Origin of the sequence: Candidatus Spongiihabitans sp. (genome assembly GCF_965237845.1) — a bacterium.
Taxonomy (GTDB): domain Bacteria; phylum Pseudomonadota; class Gammaproteobacteria; order Arenicellales; family Poriferihabitantaceae; genus Spongiihabitans.
On the sequence record NZ_OZ250154.1, the window covers coordinates 1,687,014 to 1,703,806 of the forward strand.

Sequence of the window (16,793 nt, forward strand, 5' to 3'; positions counted from 1 at the left end):
TTTCTCTCAAATAATGAATAATACAGTTTAATCCTACCCTAACCCAGGCTCATTGTCACAATTAAACCAAACATTTATTGATTAACGATTGATTTCAGCTTTTCCAAAACACTCTGGTCAGCCGGGGTATCTGAAACCACAACATGGTTAATACCAACCTTTGCGCATTGATGTGCAATTCTGCTGCTAATAGTGATGACGGTGGTCTGTTTCAGCAATTCAACATTGGGCCTGCCCAGCAACTCAATTAAACTCTCTAATATTGAAACACTGGTTATGAGCACTGCATTAATGTCGCGGCGCGCCCATTTCTCTATAATCGGCTGTATGGATTGGGATGTGGTGCGTCTTCGATAACACTCAACATACTTGACCTGAGCGCCAAGCTTTTCCAGTTCCGTTTTCAATAACTCGCGACCGGATTGGCCTCGAAAAATGACGATTTGTTTATCCTTGACACTAAATCCGTTCATACATTCGAGCAAACCCTCACTGTCGGCACGCTGACTGGGCACAAAATCCACCTTGATTCCCAATGACTCGCATCGCGCCGCAGTCTTTGCGCCCACTGCGGCAACCTTTAAGCTTGCAGGAATCGCCGCGTCCCCGGCTGGTTGATGTAATGCACGTTGACGCTCAACCAATCCATTCACCGCCGACACGCTGACCAATACTATTACATCCACTTCGGTCAATTGGCGGAGGCTGGCATCCAGCGACGCGAAATTATCGGGCGGGATAATTTCAATCACGGGAAACAAGATCGCCGTGCCGCCGCGAGATTTGATAAAATTTGCAATGCGCTCACCCTGAGGGCGTGGGCGTGCAATCAAAATTTTTAGCCCTTGCAATGAATCCTGGTTCATTGTTAATTGTCATACACGGATGCAAGAATATCGGCGGCGCCCTGGCTTATCAAATGGTCGGCGACGGCAAAACCCAATGCCACAGGATCAGACGCAGAGGCGGTTATTTCACTACGCAGAATCCGCGAGCCATCAACCTCGCCTACTAATGCGCGGAGCCTTAATTGTTTATGGGTTAATTCTTCATCTGGCTGTGGCGGTTTTAGTTCGGCAAATGCTGCAATGGGAACATGACAACCTCCACCGAGGCGTTGGTTGACAGCCCGCTCAGCATTAACTTGAACGGATGCAGCGCTGTCATTTAACGGCGCAATCAATTGATTAATTTCTTGATCATCCATTCTGCATTCAATACCCACAATCCCCTGGCCCACTGCGGGCAAACAAATTGAGGGATCAATCGCCTCTGTTATTCGATGGTCAAACGCCAGGCGCTTCAGTCCAGACACCGCAAGAATTATGGCGGCATACTGATCGTCATCGAGTTTCGCCAATCGGGTGTTTACGTTGCCTCTTAAGTTTTTGGTTTCCAAATACGGGTAATGCGCGAGCACCTGACATTGTCTTCGTAAACTGCACGTTCCCACCAAAGATCCTTCGGGCATCTTTGATAGCGATTCAAATTCATTCGACACAAAGGCATCGCGCGGATCTTCTCGTGGGCAGACTACAGGGATATGCAACCCATCGGGAAGATTCACCGTCACATCTTTCATCGAATGCACCGCCAAATCAATCGAGCCATCCAGCAAAGCCAATTCCAACTCTTTTGCAAACAGACCTTTCCCGCCTGCTTGAGACAAAGGCAGTTCCAGCATTTTGTCCCCTTCGGATATAATCTCCACCAGTTCAACCTCAATATCCCGGTGTGCAGTCAGCAATGCGTCGCGCACATAGTTTGCCTGCCATAATGCCAACTGGCTTTTTCGTGTTCCAATCCGCAACGTTTTCATGGCCAATATGTTGGTTGAGATTTCTTCGCTGCCACAAAACCGGCAAACGCAGAACACATTATCCGCCCTTTGAAATTTTCAAACGCAAGGCTGTTATTCCCTGGCGCGCAAGTTTCTGATCGGCTGCCGCCATTTGGTCGTAGCTAATATACGGGCCCAACCTGACGCGATAAAAATCCCCCCTATCCTGAATACTGATTTTTTGAATGGTAGAGACAAGACCCTGGAATGCCAATTCGGCCTTGAGACGGTCGGCATCCGCCTGGTTTTTATAGGCGCCCGCCTGCAACATATAGGCGCTGGCATTGGTGTCATCGCCGACCTCATTTGTTTGAGATATTGAGAGTGATGAATCCGATTCAACCGATGGCACCACAACTTCAATTTCCGGCAACACAGTATAAAAATCAAAATTGGTTTGCCGTTTTGCCAGCGTATCCTGCTCACTTTCGACCTGCTCGGTCATGCTCTCCGGGTGCTGTTGTTTAAACTGGTTGAGCATCTGGCGAATTCCCGTTCCAACGCCCCCATCCTCGGCTTGCATTCCCTGCCATAGTATTGTCGCCAGTGCGCCAATCACCATGCCGGCCAACAACATACCCAAGCCATGAAAGGATGGCCTGTGGTTAGCCCCTGATTTTGATGGTGATCTTCGCTTTGCCTGCACCATGGTCAACGCTTGTGCTGTGCTGATGCCATTAATATAACGTGAAATATAATACCGTGACTTTCCATGACCTTACATGTTTTCAGGCGCACTAACACCCAACAGGCCCAGACCATTGGCAATCACAATGCGGGTTGCGTCAATCAACCCCAGCCGGGCAAGACGAACATCATCCGCGCTGGACAGAAACGGATGTGCATTATAGTAAGTATGGAATACATGGGCTAAATCCCGCAAATAGTATGCCACTTGATGGGGCGCAAAACCACTGGCCGCTGATTCCACCACTTCGGGAAAACGCGATAACGATTTTAACAAATCCAGTTCCTGAGGCTCTTTTAATAATTCATTTTTCGGTGCGGCCGTCTCCGGAGTTTGCATTCCTCTTTGTTCGAGCTGGCGAAATACGCTGCAAATTCTGGCGTGGGCATACTGAATATAATACACCGGATTATCTGAAGAGTGGGATTTAGCCAGATCCAGATCAAAATCCATGTGCTGGTCGGGCTTTCTCAACACATAGAAAAAACGAGCGGCATCATTACCCACTTCATCACGCAAGTCCCGCAAAGTGACAAACTCGCCACTGCGCGTTGACATTGATATTTTTTCGCCGCATCGATACAAAATTGCGAACTGGACGAGCAGGAATTCCAGTTTTTCCGGTGAGTTTCCAAGCGCTTCGAATGAAGCATAAAGACGCTTTATATAACCATGATGATCGGCGCCGAAAATGTTAATAATCTTATCAAAACCCCGTTCCGCCTTGTTATAGTGATAGGCTATGTCCGAGGCAAAATAGGTATGCACACCGTTGGCTCGCAGTACTACTCGGTCTTTATCATCACCAAAATCTGTGGCCCTGAACCACTTGGCACCGTCCTTTTCGTAGATATGGCCATTCTCTTCCAGTGTCTTTATGGATTTATCAATATCACCGTTGTCCAATAAACTGCGCTCGGAAAACCAGGCTTGAAACACCACGCCAAACTCCGCCAAATCCTGTCGAATATCATCGACCATAGCATCGCAACCGACATCGAACAAAACCCTGAAATCCTTGTCACCCAGATGCTTTCGGCAACGACTGATTAGCCGATCAATGGACTCCTCTTTGGCAGCGGGCAGTGCCTTAAACAGCTTAGACGTGTCTATACAGTAGGACTTGCCTGCTTTGTCCTTCAATTGCGCGGCCAGGTCACGGACGTAATTGCCTTGATAGGCATTCTCTGGAAATTGAATTTCCCTGCCGCACCGTTGCAGATATCGCAGCCATACACTAACCGCCAGAATATCCATCTGCCGACCACCGTCATTAATATAATATTCGCTGTGGGTGTCATAACCCGCCGCGCGCAGCACTCGGGCCAAGGCATCGCCGTAAGCCGCGCCCCTGCCATGGCCGACGTGTAACGGACCTGTAGGATTTGTTGACACAAATTCCACCATAATGCGTTGGCCGTGGCCGATGTCGCTTTGCCCAAATTCCGCATTTTTATGACGAATTCGGTCAATCACTGAAAGATAGGCATTTTTTTTGAGATGAAAGTTGATAAACCCAGGACCGGCGATAGCGGCTTTCTCAATGACCCCGGATTGGGGTAGTTCAGCCAGAATTTTCTGCGCCAGCTCCCTCGGGTTGGAATTTGTCTGTTTGGCCAATTTCATCGCCAGATTGCTGGCAAAGTCGCCATGATCGGAATCTCTTGTGCGCTCGACGTTGATAGACTGTGCCGCGGATTCATCCAGCAGGCCTTGCTTTTGCAACGCTTCCACCGCCTGAGCGAGAAGGTGGGTGACGGTATCTTTCATGGTGTCCTGAACAAGGCAAGGCGTTGAAAATTGGGGTGCGATTGTACCTTTTGACCGGACTAAGTTGAAGTAAAACCGCTTTTAATCGCATGCAATCGGATAAATACTATTGCGAATGATTCTCACTTGTATTACGATATTAATTTTCTCATTCAAAATAAATCATGAAATTTAGTTATTCGATCATCGCCATAGCATTACTGGTTGCGACGGCGGTGTATGCCCAGAATTTGGCGGCTCAGAATTTGTCTGCGGCATCCGCTGAGGTAAACGTTTATTCAACCCGAAAACCCCAGCTCATCCAACCGATGTTTGATGAATTCACCGCAACCACCGGAATCGATGTCAATGTTGTATTCGCCGAAAAAGGCATGCTCGAGAAATTAAGAAGTGAAGGCGTCAATAGCCCGGCTGACCTGATATTCACCGCTGACATTGGACGTTTATCCGATGTCAAGAATGCCGGTTTAACCCAGGCGATTCAATCGACAGCGTTAGACAGCAATATCCCGGCAAGTATGCGTGACAATGAAAATCACTGGTTTGGCCTGACCTCCAGAGCACGAATAATTGTTGCTTCCAGAGAACGAATTACCGACGGTGGCGTGACCACATATGAAGATTTGGCAGACCCGAAATTCAAGGGTTTGATCTGCACCCGCTCGGGCAAACACGCCTATATGGTGGCGCTGACTGCTGCCATGATTGCCCATCACGGTATAGAGCGAGCGGAGCAATGGCTTGCCGGGATGAAGTCCAACCTCGCCCGCAGACCCGAAGGGAATGATCGTGCGCAGGTAAAGGCAATTACACAAGGCGTATGCGACATCGCAGTGATCAATCATTACTACATGTACAAAATGCTTGCCGACCCGAAACAAAAACCTTGGGCGGATGCTGTTCGTGTCATCTTTCCCAATCAAAATGGTCGTGGCACTCACATGAACATAAGCGGGATGGCGATGACAAAACACGCCCCCAATCGAGATAACGCATTAAAACTCATGGAATTTCTGGCCAGCGAAAAAGCTCAGCAAATGTATGCCCAATTAAACGGTGAATATGCAGTCAAGCAAGGTATTCCATTGGCCGATTCGGTCAAAGCCTGGGGCGACTTTAAACGTGACCCGGTCAATCTCACTGAAGTTGCGTCATATCGACGGGCCGCATCAAAGATGGCGGATCGTGTCGGTTACGATGATTGACAATGACCGATACAAATTCAAGCCTCGGCAGTAGCGCCGCCGCCTGGCGAATCGGCACAACCGGTATTGCCCTTATCGCAATGCTGCCGGTGCTTGCCATTGTTTGGCTGGCGTTGTTCCCTTCCGAAAACATCTGGCCTCATTTAGTCAGCACAGCCTTGCCCCGCTACCTTTCCAACACAGTCATTCTAATGGCCGGTGTGGGGATATCGGTTTTCCTCATTGGGGTATCAACCGCTTATTTAGTCAGTGCCTGCGTGTTTCCCGGTCGACAATATTTTGAATGGCTTTTAATCCTCCCGCTTGCGGTCCCGGCCTACGTCATCGCCTATTTATATACCGATCTGCTGGAATTCGCCGGGCCAGTCCAGGCCATGATGCGCGGATTGTTTGGATGGCAGCTTGCCCGTGACTACTGGTTCCCCAATGTCCGTAGCATGGGCGGCGCAATAATATTGATGGGGTTGGTTTTATACCCTTACGTTTACCTGATGGCGCGCGCCTCATTTCTTGAACAATCCCCCCATCTGCTCGATGTCAGTCGCTTGATGGGGAGATCTCAATTCAATACCTTTGTTTTTGTTTCGTTGCCGATCGCAAGACCAGGTATTGCTATTGGCATCGCCTTGGCATTGATGGAGACGCTTAACGATTTCGGCACCGTCGACTATTTTGCAATACACACTTTAACTGCCGGGATTTTTGACGTTTGGCTTAATATGAACAATCTGGGCGGTGCCGCACAGATCGCGATTGTGATGCTGACTTTCGTGCTGCTGCTAATCGGTCTGGAATATATCGGGCAAAAACGAATCGGTTTTTACCAAAGCGTAGGCAGATTCACCAGCACAGAAAAAATTCAACTGACCGGGTTGGCAAAATGGGGCGCCTTCATGGTTTGTTTTGTGCCGGTTCTGGCCGGATTTTTTATCCCGGCAGGCATGCTTATCAATTATGGGATTACCTACTTTGAACAATCCTGGACCGAACAGTTTCGGGAATACGCACTAAACAGCCTTTCAGTCTCAATCATTGCGGCAGTATGCTGTATCGTGATAGCCGTATTCGTGAGCTATGCCAAGCGCATTGAAGGCAATGCCTGGTTGGGAAGCGCGTCAAAATTTGCTTCGATGGGTTATGCCGTTCCCGGCGCGGTGCTTGCAGTGGGTGTTATCGTTCCCCTGGCCGCATTTGACAATGCAGTGGATGGATTTTTTCGAGCGCAATTTGGAGTCTCCACAGGATTGATACTGAGCGGCACAACCTTCGCATTGATATTAACTTATGTGATTAGATTCCTGGCAATATCAATCGGCAGCATCGAATCGAGTTTTTCCAAAATTTCAACCTCCATCGATATGGCCGCCCGCACACTGGGGCATCCCCCGCTCAGAACTTTGCGGCGATATCATTTACCATTGATTAAAAGCGGTGTCTTCACCGCCGCCTTGATCGTATTTGTCGATTGCATGAAAGAATTGCCCGCGACTTTGTTGCTGCGCCCATTTAATTTTGAAACCCTGGCCACCCATGTTTACTTATTTGCGTCGGATGAAATGATCGAGCAAAGTGCCCTCGGCGCATTATTCATTGTCCTTTGCGGGCTTATTCCAGTGATTGTTTTAAGCAAAACAATTTCGTCTTCTCAAGTTTTAGTGCGCCAACTCAATTAACTCCAACCCATTCGTCCTGGCCCCCCATCCCATCCAATGTCATCCAATGCCGCCGATACTTAAAGTAGAGAAGATTAGTTGTCGCTATGAAAATCAGAGTGCCGTGGATTCCACCTCATTCGAACTCGAACAAGGCAGCCTGGCTTGTTTATTGGGTCCGAGCGGCTGTGGTAAAACCACTGTATTGCGCGCTATTGCAGGATTTCAAAAACTCATCAGCGGTTCCATCACCCTGAACAATACCTGTATTTCCAGCCCCGAAGGCAATATTCCGCCTGAGCAACGCAATCTCAGCATGATATTTCAGGACGGCGCTTTGTTCCCTCACCTTACCGTGGAAAAAAATATTGCCGCCGGATTGCATGGCAGTGATAAAAAAAAGAACCAAACCATTGTCGCAGAAATGTTGGGCTATGTCCGCTTATCAGGATTCGGCAACCGCTATCCTCATGAACTATCCGGCGGGCAGCAACAAAGGGTGGCATTGGCTCGTGCGTTGGCGCCTGAACCAAGATTGCTGCTGATGGATGAGCCCTTTTCCAGTCTTGATCTGGATCTGCGGGAAAGCCTCGGGCAGGAGGTGCGTGAGTTATTAAAAAGTATCGGCGCCACCTGTATTTTGGTGACCCATGATCAACAAGATGCGTTTACATTCAGCGATCAGGTCGGGGTGATGAGAGACGGAAAAATTGAGCAATGGGATACGCCTTATAACCTGTACCATAAACCGGCCACTCGATTTGTCGCGGATTTTGTCGGCGACGGCGTGTTCCTGGATGCCGCTATTCTGGGTCAAAACAAAATCTGGTCTGAACTGGCGGTGCTGGTCGGTGATCTTCCCGACGATGCCCGCCGTGGACAACGTGTCCAATTGCTGGTTCGGCCCGACGATATCATCCATGACGATGACAGCAAAATGACCGCCAGGATCAAGAAAAAAACATTTCGTGGTGAAAGTTATCTGTACACCTTGGTGCTGCCCAGCGGCAGCGAAATTCTTTCGTTGGCGCCCTCTCACCACAACCACGCCATCGGCGAAGACCTCGGCATAAAACTGGAAATCGATCACCTGGTTTATTTTCATGATGACTGATTACAAGCACGGTATTTACATGATAGCTGAACTAGCCAAGATAATCGTCACCTAATACAGAGTCTTAATCAGAAGAAGAGATAGCCAAAAGCCATTCAATTACCGTTTTAATATCTTCGCTATTCTTTCTTTCTTTCAGGCAGAGAATATAATATTGTTTTTCAGTAACAACATTATAATTGAACAGCAACAACATTATAATTGAACAGCAACAACATTATAATTGAACAGCAACAACATTATAATTGAACAGCGGCACTAACCGATTTTTTGCAATATCATCTTCCACAAACCGCCACAAACTCATCGCAATCCCTTGCCCTGATATTGCTGCTTCCACCATTAAATCATCTCGACTAAAACGTAACCGACCTTTTTTATCCAAGTGTTTTAGTTTGTTGGCTTTAAACCACTGAGTCCATTTGCTTTGATTTTTATCATCAAGCAATTTGTAATCCCTCAGTGCATTTACATGATCAATCGTTTTGTTAGACAATGCGGGACTACAAACAGGAACAAGATATTCATCCATCATATATTGAACATGGTGTCCTGGGTAATTTCCGTCCCCATAGCGAATTAATATGTCCGCCTGTTTATCAGCAAGATCCACATATCTGTTTTCTGCTTCAATTAATAATTCAATATCAGGATGGTCGCTCAAAAGCCGCCCCACTCTCGGAATCAACCACTTCATAGACAACGATTCAGGAGCACTTAGCACGACCGTTTTATTTGTAACAGTTGATTTGATTTCGCTTATGGTTTTTTCAATGGCTAACAGGGCTGGATGAACTGTATCGAACAATACACGCCCTTCCTCTGTCAACACTAACTTCCTAGGCAGTCGGTGAAATAGTGTAAATCCCAACCTTTCTTCTAATGACCTAATTTGTTTGCTAACCGCACCTTGCGTTAAACAAAGTTTTTTTGATGCTTTGGTAAAACTTTGACAACGTGCCGAGCATTCGAAAGCACGAATCCCTGATAGCGAAAAACTAATTATCTCCGTCATAATAACTATACTTTTGGAATGAATGAGGGGAATTATAGTCGTTTGAACTAATTTTTAAATATTGAAATAATGACTTCAAACTACACTAACAAAACAAGCGGGGGCATGTTTGAAATCGAATCGGATGTACGAAGCTATTCCAGGTCGTTTACCGCAACTTTCCACACCGGCCAGAATGCATCCATAACAGATGTTGAAGTCAATAGGTATGTCAATAGATATATTGACTTTATCATCAGGTTGGTGAAGGTGCCTAGATGAAATTCTTGCTAGAGAAGTGGATATTCTAAATGATTCTATTTCTTTTGTCGTTGGTGGCACCGCTCAAATTGAAAACAGAGAAATCATTTTTAAACGTGAGGTTACTTAATAAGGTATGGCAATAAAAAATGGCAATATACATTTTTTGGAACAACGAATTAGATCATTTGAGTATGAAGAGACTCTTGGATTAAGGAAACAATTTCTCTCCAATGGGTTCGTTCGTATTAAAGGACTTGTACCTGCAGGCACTCTAGAAGAGATAGATGAGGAATGTAGCCGTATTATGCGAATACTGGGCTCCGACAAAGATTTGCTCATGGAAGAAACGCAAAACACACCGCGGCATATGCGCACTGTCGGACAACATAGACTTGCTCAAGAAAGTAGTTTAATACCAAGCATATATGAATCGGATATTTTTCGTGGTTTTCTAATTGCTATAGCAGGCCAAGAACTATTCAAAGCGCCTTGGCTACCAGAGCAGTACATACTTAGTCGCCTTTATAGAGAGGGAGATACACACTTCAACATGATTTGCACCATGTTGCGCCCAATTGTGATTGGGCAAACTCTACGTTTGAACGACAATCTTATCAGCAACGAGCTCCAGACAGATTTGCGGAGGTATGGGGAGGAATCACAGCTCATCTTTGCGAAGGAAATATTCAAAAAACATATCAGAACAAATGAGTGTAATCCAATATACTGCTAGCAGCAGGCATAGACTGACTGGAATAATATCTGGGCTTATAGCGGCTACTATTTGGGGTTTATGGCCTGTCATCACTCGCTTTGGTGTCACGACACAATTTACCCCCGATGAAATCGTTGTAGTCAGGTTCTTGTTCGCCGGTATTGTCCTTCTGCCATACTATTTTAAGAATAAGGTTTATCGAAGAGTAGGAATTTTACCCTCTTTGTTGATTTCTACCGGGGCAGGAGCGGTTTACGTTTATGTCTCTTCTTTGGGATTAAAGTATGTTCCAGCAGGTCACCTTGGAGTCGTCGAAACCGGAACAATGCTCGCACTTAGCGCATTAGGAGGGGTAATTTTTCTCAAAGAACGGAAAACGATCGGTCAAATTACAGGATATTTCATCGTATTTTCAGGCATGCTGCTTATCAGCTGGCAGAGTCTCCAATCAACCAATACAGATTCAATTAGAGGTGATTTGTTACTCGTTCTTGGCGGCATTCTTTGGGCGCTTTACACGCTTCTAACCAAGAAATGGGAGATTAGCGCTTGGGACGCAGTAGCAACAGTTGCAGTATGGTCGCTGGCTATTTGGGTTCCATTGCTAATCCTCTACGGGAACGTAAATTATTCACTAGATTATACAATACCATGGATTATGCAAGGGATTGGACAAGGAATAATCGCAGCGGTGCTGGGACTTTGGTTCTATTCAATCGCTGTTAACAATCTGGGTGCAGGACAAGGTTCTTTATTCGGAGCATTGGTACCTGTTATAGCCGTACTTGGTGGATTTATTTTTTTAGGGGAGCCGCCTACAACCTATGAAGTGGTCGGTGTAACTTTAACTACGGCAGGTATCTTTGCGGCGGTCAGATAACCATTTTGATGGAATCGACAATGAAGAAAAAACGTGTTGCCATTGTTGATAAGACCGGGCGCGGCCACAGTATATGTGACGCTTTTATCAGAAACAATCCCGATATAGAGATTTTCTATATTCCGGGTACAGGCCGGGTGTTTGACTCTAGAATCACTACAGTTCAGGGTATTTTAATATGGTATCGATTACAGCGGGCCACTATATCTCGGATTGCGTATTTCGAACGAGAAAGTTTACTTACTTGAAGTAAATACCCGTTTTGGAGATTCTGAAAGTGAAGCGATGTTTCCAAGAATTAGTGAGAATTTATATGACATCATAATGGACTTTGCTTGTGGGATTCATATAAACAAAACAATCCAACATGATAGCAATGTCTGTTTAGCTATTAGTATTGTTACCAGCACAGCGGGAAGCGTAAAGAAAAATCAAAAAATTGAACGTGATGGATGGTCATTTAATACAGAAGTGTGCAGAATGCCAATTCGATTAACAACGGATTACCTTTCTGAAAAAGTAACAATTTACTGGGGCAATGCGAGTAATAATCAATCAGGCACAATCATTACAGGCTGTGGCCGCGTTGCACATATTGTAGGTATAGGAAAATCGTTGGAAGTTGCGCGCGAAAGAACATATTCGTCTATACCTGCTATTGAATTTGATGGCATTCGCTGGAGAAGCGATATTGGAGCTAGCTGAATTCTGATATCCCTTGTATCGTTGAGGTGGCACCTAAAGAAGCGCCAAATATGACATGGGAGCCGAGGCTGCTGTTTACCGAACACCAGTTTGGTCTGCTGGAATTACATTCGAATAATCCATCTGAATTGGAAGCGGCTGGCGAAGCCGTGTGTAGAGACAAAGCAATAATTTAGGCATAATTGGATGTTCCACGGACAAGTGGACGATTCAATCGAGGCATTTCGCATGTCCTGCATTGACTTGCAGCGAAATTCTTTCGTTGGCGCCCTCTCACCACAACCACGCCATCGGCGAAGACCTCGGCATAAAACTGGAAATCGATCACCTGGTGATGTTTCCGGTGTGAGCGGATGAAACTATTTCAACGTTGGCATTTGTGGTTATTTATTTTTTGGTATAATTGCCCATTTCATGCTACAGCGTGCTAAAAGGGCATCACACATATGAAAAAACACACACTCTACTATGGCGATTGCTTGGAGGTGATTAGCAAATGGAACGATAACTCGGTTGATTTGATTTACCTTGACCCGCCATTCAACAGCAAGGTGAACTACAACATTCTTTTCGGCAATCAAAAGAATGGAGGGGATAAAAATGATCTCGCCCAACTCACCGCCTTCACCGACACATGGGAGTGGGATGGGGCTGCGGAGGAGCGTGTTGAGTTGATAAACAGCGCAATCGCCCACCCGGCCCATCGCGCCATCCGCGCATTCAGCGAAATCTATCCCGATGGCAGCGGCATGCTTTCCTATCTTTCGTATATGGCAGAACGAATTGCCGCGATGCTCCGCTTATTAAAGGATAGCGGTAGCATTTATTTGCATTGCGACCAGACCGCATCGCATTACTTGAAAATTATTATGGACGAGGTGTTTGGGAAGGGTAATTTCAGAAATGAAATAATTTGGCACTATCAAACAGGCGGCGCAAGCAAGCGACATTATGCAAAAAAACATGACGCGATTTTATTCTATTCCAAGACAGACCTTTATACCTTCAATCCTCAAAACGTCATGATGGAGCGTGCCGAAAAATCATTAGAGCGCGCTAAAAATCCAAAAGGGGCACGAATAGATGCCAGTGATACAACAAAGTTGCCGGTGAACGTTTGGGTGGATATACAAGCCCTAAACCCTATGGCAAAAGAACGTCTCGGCTACCCCACACAAAAACCGCTCGCTTTGCTGAAACGAATCGTGATGGCAAGCAGCAACGAAGGCGACTTGGTATTGGATCCGTTTTGCGGTTGCGGCACCACCATCGAAGCCGCGCACTCCTTAAAGCGCGATTGGATCGGCATTGATATTTCCGCATATGCCATTGAAGTGGTGCGCCGCGAGCGCATGAAAGATTTGGATATCGAACTGGCGGGTGTGCCGAAAGATCTGAAAGGAGCGACCGATTTTGCTGAGAGAAACCCGTTCGATTTCGAGAAGTGGGCGGTCACGCGCATCCCCGGCTTTGCGCCGAACACGGTGCAACGCGGAGACGGCGGCATCGACGGTCGCGCACTGATTTATGGGGCGGCGAAAGAGGAGCATTTGTGCATCGCGCAAGTGAAAGGCGGGAAACCGAGCATCGATTCCCTGCGCGCTTTTTTCGGCATGATCGCCAGCGGCAAAGCGGCCATCGGTGTTTTCATTACATTGGAAAAATGGGATACGCCATCGGTGAGAAAATGCATCGCCCAAGCGGGAACGCTGCACGTGGGCGCGAAGGAATACAGCCGCTTAATCTATGTACACCATTGACGAGCATTTTCAAGGCATTTTGCCGAACATGCCGGTGCTCGCCCACCCTCGCACTGGCGAAGCATTTCACGAAGAAGTGCCTATTCAACCCAATTTGTGGAATGAATAGAAGACTCGTGCTCGGCCCCGGTCTTCGCTCCAATACTTTGCATCAGTATTCTGGTTCGTACATCATAGACCGGATGTAACCCTTGACATCTTTCGGTTCGGGTTGCTCGGTCAAGCCATCGGCGTAGGCGCGCTTTGCCACAGCCGTGGCAATATTCAAGGAAACTGAGCGAATTTCGTCGATTAATGGATAAATCGAACCCAACGCTAAATCATCTTCGGTTACGAACTTTGCCAATGCTTTTGCAGATTCCAAAAAGATTGTGTCGGGAATGGTTTTTACCTGGCAGGCGATCATGCCTAACCCTACTCCGGGGAAAATATAAGCATTATTTCCTTGGCCCGGCCGCAATGTCTGGCCATTGAGCATTACTTCATCGAACGGGCTTCCGCTGGCAAAAATGGCTTGGCCTGCACTCCATTGATAGGCTTGTTGTGCAGTACATTCGGCACGGTTGGTCGGGTTGGACAATGCAAATATACCTGGACGCGCTTTAATCTTTGCCATTCTGGCTACAATTTCTTCGGTAAAAGTTCCAGGTGAACCGGTCGCGCCAATGAGGATATCGGGTTGATGAATATCGATGGCTTCTAAGAATTCACAGTCCGGCAAATCATGGGCAAAATTTTGAATATGCTGCGGCAGGTTTTGCCGGGACCGGGTTACCAGCCCCTTGCTGTTAAAAAACCATAATCGTTGATGGGCTTTTTCGTGACTCAACCCCTCGGCCATTAAAGCCTGGGCGATCATGGAACCAATTCCCGAGGCGGCCGAGCCGGCACCCAGAAAAGTAAACTTTAAATCCTTGAAGTCTTTTTTGGATATCCGAGTCGATGCGTAAACGCCGGCAAGCACCACTGCGGCGGTTCCCTGGATATCATCGTTAAAACAAAATGTTGTATGTCGATATTTATGCAATAGCACAAACGCATTATCAGCGGCAAAATCCTCAAACTGGATAAGCACGCCAGGGTAGGCATCGGTCACGGCAGCAATAAACTCATCCATCAAACTAAAATAGTCCGGTCCTTGAAGTCTTTTTTGATTCGTGCCCAGGTAAACCGGATCAGCCAATAACTCTTCGTTGTTGGTGCCGACATCAAACATCACCGGCAATGTTTGTTCTGGCGAGATACCGGCACACGCACAGTAAAGACTAAGCTTACCGATGGGGATACCCATACCATTGGCGCCCAGGTCGCCCAACCCAAGGATTCGCTCTCCATCGGTGATGACGATGATTTTAATATCTTTGTGCGGCCAGTTATCGAGTATTTCTCTTATCTTGCCGCGATCATTCGCGGTGATATAAAACCCTTTCTCGCATCTAAAAATATTGGCGAACTCCTTGCATGCCTGCCCGACTGTCGGGGTATAAATCAGCGGCATGATTTCCCGAATGTTTTCGATAATCAACTGGTAAAACAAACGCTCGTTGCGCTCCTGCAACGCTGAAAGAAAAATGTATTTTTCGATATCGTTTTCCTTGCGCCGCATATTCTCCAGCACACGGTGCAATTGGGTTGTCATGGTCCCGATCGCTGCCGGCAACAGCCCACGCAGCTTTAATCGATCACGCTCTTCCTGGGTAAATGCAGTAGATTTATTGTAGGCGACGTTATGCAACAACGCCACGCCGGTTAGTTCTGGATTTTTGTTCATAGCAGACCTCTTGTCAGATGTTGTAAATGGTGGGTATTTGACCTTATATATGTTGATGTATCTTGGCAAAATAGGCGTTTTTCATTGCCGCCTCAAAGGCTTCATTGTTGGTGTAATCGAATCCGAAAACCGGCTCCCATAACGCCTGAGGCTCCATACAAAGATAAAAGAACACCTTGTCATGCCACGGTGACAGCGCGCCATATACCTGTTTAAACAATTCGAGTTTGATATCCGCCGGATAAGAAAATTTTCCGGCAGATTGCTGCATCGGCATTTGCAAAATCTTGCTGGTCAACTCCCTTTGCCGAATCGTTTTCATAACCGACTTGGTAAAAGTCAGCGTACCCATCGATACCAATGCGACCTGGTTGGCTTCAAATTTCGAGATGATGTTTTGGCATATATTCTGATAATCAGTTTCCCAACCACTGTAATGGATAATGGGATGGAAATGAAAACCAACCACACAGCCTTTATCGGCCAGCGCTTTTGCCGCCTCCAGTCTTTGGGCAAGACTCGCTGACAAATGCTCTTCGTAATCGATGATGGTTTGCGGATTGAGTGACCAAGTGCAGACTACGTTGCGCGGCACGTTGTTTTTCAATAACCAGCTGATGTTCCTGGATTTGGTTTTAAGTTCAAGAATCACGTTAGCATGGCGTTCAGCAAAATCGCACAGCGCCTCCAGCACGCCCTGGTGATTTCCCCACATTAAGGAATCGGAAGACTGACCGGTTCCAATATGATATGTTTTATCAGGGTCAAGTTCGAGTTTCGATAATTTATCCGCGAATCCACTGTCAAACTCTACTTGATTGCCATGATAGAACGATTGAATGCTGCAATAGCTGCAATCGAACCCGCATTTTTCCACCGCATCCAACGTCATCAAATTACAGCAACGGGTACGCTCAGAGGCAACCGGGCAACGTCCCAAGCCTAAATGTGGTTGCACCGTAGTCTTGAGTACAGGCTTTTGTGTTTTGGGTTTATCTTTCAGCGATAAATGACGATAGTCATTTTCTTTATACCGCAGGAAATCCTGTTTTTCTGTTAATAATGCAAAGGTGCGTTTTTTCGACGCTACCGCATCGCCATTGAGCCCGCCAACCGGCCATTCCCCGGACAGGGGTGATTCCTTCCAGCGAGCACGCTCCAATGCCATCTCACTGAGCAGACGCAATTCCTGCTGAGTAAACCGAAATTCATATGCCTTCTGTTTCAGAAACGCTTGTTCGGATGTCGGTAATAAATCAAACTGGGTTTGAGCTACGATCTGCTCGAATTTTTGCGGGTAGTCAATTCTGGTAGTCACTAGATGGCGTTGAGGACAATGTTGGTCATAAAGTTTGTATTTCTGATCCTGCCAGTGTATTACTACGCGCATACACTAGTTTTACTGGCTTGAAGATAATTGCGGCGAAGTTTATCA

14 protein-coding genes are annotated in these 16,793 nt (G+C 46.7%); 7 read left to right on the forward strand and 7 right to left on the reverse strand.

Going from position 1 to position 16,793, the window contains the following annotated elements; translation table 11 throughout:
* Positions 1-74: 74 nt before the first annotated feature.
* The 4 genes from ACPXXB_RS08080 to argS all read right to left on the reverse strand — a co-directional run bounded on the left by ACPXXB_RS08080 (position 75) and on the right by argS (position 4,298).
* A complete protein-coding gene (locus tag ACPXXB_RS08080; protein ID WP_423906373.1) occupies positions 75-866 on the reverse strand; it encodes a uroporphyrinogen-III synthase in 792 nt (263 codons plus the stop codon).
* Between the two features lie 2 nt (positions 867-868).
* Positions 869-1,825 (reverse strand): hydroxymethylbilane synthase, encoded by a 957-nt coding sequence (gene hemC / locus ACPXXB_RS08085; RefSeq protein WP_423906376.1) that lies wholly within the window; start codon positions 1,823-1,825, stop codon positions 869-871.
* 52 nt (positions 1,826-1,877) lie between these two features.
* The gene (locus ACPXXB_RS08090) at positions 1,878-2,489 is read right to left on the reverse strand and encodes an SPOR domain-containing protein (RefSeq protein WP_423911065.1); all 612 of its coding nucleotides are present in this window, start codon (positions 2,487-2,489) and stop codon (positions 1,878-1,880) included.
* 69 nt (positions 2,490-2,558) lie between these two features.
* Entirely contained in the window at positions 2,559-4,298 is a 1,740-nt protein-coding gene (gene argS, locus ACPXXB_RS08095) for an arginine--tRNA ligase (protein ID WP_423906378.1), read from the reverse strand.
* Between the two features lie 164 nt (positions 4,299-4,462).
* Here argS and ACPXXB_RS08100 point away from each other — a divergent pair, with 164 nt between their 5' ends.
* From ACPXXB_RS08100 to ACPXXB_RS08110, 3 genes are read left to right on the forward strand one after another with little or no spacing between them, the layout of a single operon-like run.
* A complete protein-coding gene (locus tag ACPXXB_RS08100) occupies positions 4,463-5,503 on the forward strand; it encodes a Fe(3+) ABC transporter substrate-binding protein (RefSeq protein ID WP_423906381.1) in 1,041 nt (346 codons plus the stop codon).
* A gap of 2 nt (positions 5,504-5,505) precedes the next feature.
* Entirely contained in the window at positions 5,506-7,176 is a 1,671-nt protein-coding gene (locus ACPXXB_RS08105) for an ABC transporter permease (RefSeq protein WP_423906384.1), read from the forward strand.
* Positions 7,177-7,222: 46 nt separating this feature from the next.
* On the forward strand, positions 7,223-8,269 hold the full coding sequence (locus ACPXXB_RS08110) for an ABC transporter ATP-binding protein (protein WP_423906387.1): 1,047 nt from the start codon (positions 7,223-7,225) through the stop codon (positions 8,267-8,269).
* Positions 8,270-8,486: 217 nt separating this feature from the next.
* On the opposite strand, the gene ACPXXB_RS08115 is transcribed toward ACPXXB_RS08110, so the two are convergent.
* Entirely contained in the window at positions 8,487-9,284 is a 798-nt protein-coding gene (locus ACPXXB_RS08115; RefSeq protein ID WP_423906389.1) for a LysR substrate-binding domain-containing protein, read from the reverse strand.
* Between the two features lie 376 nt (positions 9,285-9,660).
* Between ACPXXB_RS08115 and ACPXXB_RS08120 the strand changes: the two genes are divergently transcribed.
* The 4 genes from ACPXXB_RS08120 (at position 9,661) to ACPXXB_RS08135 (ending at position 13,587) form a co-directional block, all read left to right on the forward strand.
* The gene (locus tag ACPXXB_RS08120) at positions 9,661-10,260 is read left to right on the forward strand and encodes a HalD/BesD family halogenase (protein WP_423906392.1); all 600 of its coding nucleotides are present in this window, start codon (positions 9,661-9,663) and stop codon (positions 10,258-10,260) included.
* The gene (locus ACPXXB_RS08125; protein WP_423906393.1) at positions 10,235-11,122 is read left to right on the forward strand and encodes a DMT family transporter; all 888 of its coding nucleotides are present in this window, start codon (positions 10,235-10,237) and stop codon (positions 11,120-11,122) included. Before ACPXXB_RS08120 ends, ACPXXB_RS08125 begins: the two co-directional genes overlap by 26 nt.
* Positions 11,123-11,335: 213 nt before the next feature.
* A complete protein-coding gene (locus tag ACPXXB_RS08130) occupies positions 11,336-11,827 on the forward strand; it encodes a phosphoribosylglycinamide synthetase C domain-containing protein (protein WP_423906395.1) in 492 nt (163 codons plus the stop codon).
* 446 nt (positions 11,828-12,273) lie between these two features.
* On the forward strand, positions 12,274-13,587 hold the full coding sequence (locus ACPXXB_RS08135; protein WP_423906396.1) for a DNA methyltransferase: 1,314 nt from the start codon (positions 12,274-12,276) through the stop codon (positions 13,585-13,587).
* 151 nt (positions 13,588-13,738) lie between these two features.
* Here ACPXXB_RS08135 and ACPXXB_RS08140 read toward each other — a convergent pair whose 3' ends face one another.
* Entirely contained in the window at positions 13,739-15,358 is a 1,620-nt protein-coding gene (locus ACPXXB_RS08140) for an NAD-dependent malic enzyme (RefSeq protein ID WP_423906399.1), read from the reverse strand.
* A 43-nt stretch (positions 15,359-15,401) separates the two neighbouring features.
* On the reverse strand, positions 15,402-16,748 hold the full coding sequence (locus ACPXXB_RS08145; RefSeq protein WP_423906401.1) for an SPL family radical SAM protein: 1,347 nt from the start codon (positions 16,746-16,748) through the stop codon (positions 15,402-15,404).
* Positions 16,749-16,793 lie beyond the last annotated feature (45 nt).

Bases quoted from the DNA above. Each gene is read 5' to 3' on its own strand.
- ACPXXB_RS08080 (WP_423906373.1), bottom strand. From the start codon at position 866: ATGAACCAGGATTCATTGCAAGGGCTAAAAATTTTGATTGCACGCCCA.
- ACPXXB_RS08090 (WP_423911065.1), bottom strand. From the start codon at position 2,489: ATGGTGCAGGCAAAGCGAAGATCACCATCAAAATCAGGGGCTAACCAC.
- argS (WP_423906378.1), bottom strand. From the start codon at position 4,298: ATGAAAGATACCGTCACCCACCTTCTCGCTCAGGCGGTGGAAGCGTTG.
- ACPXXB_RS08100 (WP_423906381.1), top strand. From the start codon at position 4,463: ATGAAATTTAGTTATTCGATCATCGCCATAGCATTACTGGTTGCGACG.
- ACPXXB_RS08105 (WP_423906384.1), top strand. From the start codon at position 5,506: ATGACCGATACAAATTCAAGCCTCGGCAGTAGCGCCGCCGCCTGGCGA.
- ACPXXB_RS08110 (WP_423906387.1), top strand. From the start codon at position 7,223: ATGCCGCCGATACTTAAAGTAGAGAAGATTAGTTGTCGCTATGAAAAT.
- ACPXXB_RS08115 (WP_423906389.1), bottom strand. From the start codon at position 9,284: ATGACGGAGATAATTAGTTTTTCGCTATCAGGGATTCGTGCTTTCGAA.
- ACPXXB_RS08120 (WP_423906392.1), top strand. From the start codon at position 9,661: ATGGCAATAAAAAATGGCAATATACATTTTTTGGAACAACGAATTAGA.
- ACPXXB_RS08125 (WP_423906393.1), top strand. From the start codon at position 10,235: ATGAGTGTAATCCAATATACTGCTAGCAGCAGGCATAGACTGACTGGA.
- ACPXXB_RS08135 (WP_423906396.1), top strand. From the start codon at position 12,274: ATGAAAAAACACACACTCTACTATGGCGATTGCTTGGAGGTGATTAGC.
- ACPXXB_RS08140 (WP_423906399.1), bottom strand. From the start codon at position 15,358: ATGAACAAAAATCCAGAACTAACCGGCGTGGCGTTGTTGCATAACGTC.
- ACPXXB_RS08145 (WP_423906401.1), bottom strand. From the start codon at position 16,748: ATGCGCGTAGTAATACACTGGCAGGATCAGAAATACAAACTTTATGAC.